Consider the following 2,153-nt stretch of genomic DNA (forward strand, 5'->3'; position numbering starts at 1 on the left):
CGGCGACTCCTACGATAATGCGATGGCAGAGAGTATCAACGGGTTGTACAAAACGGAGGTTATCCACCGCGGGAGCTGGAAAAACCGGACGGAAGTGGAGTTGGCCACGCTGGACTGGGTGGACTGGTACAACAACAGAAGGCTGCTCGGGCGGCTGGGTTACATCCCTCCTACTGAAGCCGAAATGAACTATTACGCTTTGCAATTAGCATCAGAGGAAGCGGCGTAGTATTGCCAAAATTACTCTCTAATAAACTCGGGGTTATTCAATCAATCTCACCAATCACGGCTATTTTCATCTCGACGGCGCCAACAGCGATATTCGCCAACAGCGCCTGCAGATCATGGCCAATGACTACCTGCCGGTGGACAGCGAGGGGATCCCCTGCGCCGATCCGACCGATGTCGGCAATACCGGTATGGATTTCCGCCAGCCGAAAACTATCGCCGCCGACTTCCTGCGCGACCGCGATCAGCAGCGCATGAAGGGTTATGATCACGGCTATCTGCTGTATCCGGGCCTCTCCAGCGCGGAAGATCCCGCGGCCCGCCTCTGGTCCGCCGACGGCAAGGTGCAAATGGAGATGTATACCACCGCGCCGGCGATACAATTTTACACCGGCAACTTTCTCGCCGGCACGCCGGCCCGCCAGGGCGGTGAGTACCTCAACTACAGTGGACTGGCGCTGGAAAGTGAATTCTTGCCGGACAGCCCGAACCATCCAGATTGGCCCCAGCCTGCTTGCTGGCTCCAGCCGTCGGAGTCTTATGATTCGCAAACCCGCTACCGGTTCCAGGCATTGTAAACGGTTTGCCGATGAGATTTATTCCCGCTGTTGGCCTACTGGCGGTTGCCGCCTGATATAAGCAGGCCATATAATGCGGAGAGTTATCATGAAATCTTAGGACTTTGAGGAGTCGCGTAATGGCTGTAACTAAACTGGTTCTGATACGTCACGGCGAAAGCCAGTGGAACAATGAAAACCGTTTCACCGGCTGGACCGATGTTGACCTGTCTGACAAGGGCCGCACCGAAGCGAAGCAAGCGGGCCAGGTACTGAAGGCGGAAGGCTATATTTTTGATTTCGCTTACACCTCCGTACTGAAGCGCGCTATTCATACCCTGTGGGGCGTCCTGGACGAACTGGACCAGGCCTGGCTGCCGGTGGAGAAATCCTGGCGTTTGAATGAGCGTCACTACGGTGCGTTGCAAGGGCTTAATAAAGCCGAGACGGCGGAAAAATACGGTGACGAGCAGGTGAAACAATGGCGCCGCGGTTTCGCAATTACGCCGCCGGAATTGACCCGTGAAGATGAACGTTTCCCGGGCCATGATGCCCGCTACGCCAACCTCACCGCCGCCGAGCTGCCGACGACCGAAAGCCTGGCGTTGACCATCGATCGCGTGATCCCCTATTGGAACGAAACGATTTTTCCGCGCATGAAGAGCGGTGAGCGGATCATCATCGCCGCCCACGGTAACTCTATTCGCGCCATGGTGAAGTTCCTCGATAATCTGAGCGAAGAAGAGATTCTGGAACTGAATATTCCGACCGGCGTACCGCTGGTGTACGAATTCGACAACAATTTTAAGCCGATTAAGCATTACTATCTCGGCAACGCTGACGAGATCGCCGCCAAAGCCGCCGCGGTTGCCAATCAGGGTAAAGCGAAATAACCGACGCGCCCCGCGGGGCGCCGAAGCGACGCCGCGCCGGCGCTGTCCTGATTCCAGGGAGCGCCGGCGCGTTTTTTTTATTGTTGGCGGCGCGCGCGCACCGCTTGCGCCAGTTGGGTCAGCAGACGTTCGGTATCATCCCAACCGATGCAGGCGTCCGTTACGCTCTGGCCATACACCAGCGCGCCTGACTCGGCGGCCTGATTTCCCTCCACCAGATGCATAGGTATCTACACATTTATCGTGATACCTGTTATTACTTTGCAGAATGATTTCAACCTATCTGTTGGCGGGATTGACTCTCGCCTTACCCGCCGATATCAGACGCTGGTTAAACAGCATATGACACCCGCGGCTCTTCTTGCTTCTGCGGTTAAAGACCTCGCAAGTGCTCAAAAATCAACTTTCGCAACTACCCAAGCTGTCTGGCGTTTTCTGAATAATAAGCGAATTAGCTTCAGTCAACTCAATGAGC

2 protein-coding genes and 3 pseudogenes are annotated in these 2,153 nt (G+C 55.5%); 4 read left to right on the forward strand and 1 reads right to left on the reverse strand.

The window, feature by feature from the left end; translation table 11 throughout:
- From CINSTRO3249_RS15330 to gpmA, 3 genes and pseudogenes are all read left to right on the forward strand, one after another.
- Positions 1 to 229, forward strand: a 229-nt coding sequence (locus CINSTRO3249_RS15330; protein WP_143146879.1) for an integrase core domain-containing protein, incomplete at its 5' end; no start/stop codon positions are given.
- A gap of 40 nt (positions 230 to 269) precedes the next feature.
- Positions 270 to 806, forward strand: a pseudogene (locus CINSTRO3249_RS15335) (galactose-1-epimerase); the annotation flags it as partial.
- Positions 807 to 925: 119 nt separating this feature from the next.
- Positions 926 to 1,678, forward strand: coding sequence for a 2,3-diphosphoglycerate-dependent phosphoglycerate mutase (gene gpmA, locus CINSTRO3249_RS15340; RefSeq protein WP_074013855.1), 753 nt, complete (start codon positions 926 to 928; stop codon positions 1,676 to 1,678).
- A gap of 77 nt (positions 1,679 to 1,755) precedes the next feature.
- On the opposite strand, the pseudogene CINSTRO3249_RS16325 reads toward gpmA, so the two are convergent.
- Positions 1,756 to 1,908, reverse strand: a pseudogene (locus CINSTRO3249_RS16325) (3-deoxy-7-phosphoheptulonate synthase); the annotation flags it as partial.
- 13 nt (positions 1,909 to 1,921) lie between these two features.
- On the opposite strand from CINSTRO3249_RS16325, the pseudogene CINSTRO3249_RS17800 reads away from it, so the two are divergent.
- Positions 1,922 to 2,153 (forward strand): annotated as a pseudogene (locus CINSTRO3249_RS17800) (hypothetical protein); the annotation flags it as partial.

This window comes from Candidatus Sodalis sp. SoCistrobi, from assembly GCF_900143145.1.
In the GTDB taxonomy this organism is placed as follows: Bacteria; Pseudomonadota; Gammaproteobacteria; order Enterobacterales; family Enterobacteriaceae; genus SoCistrobi.

Coding starts and splice junctions, on each gene's coding strand:
- gpmA (WP_074013855.1), top strand. CDS start 926: ATGGCTGTAACTAAACTGGTTCTGATACGTCACGGCGAAAGCCAGTGG.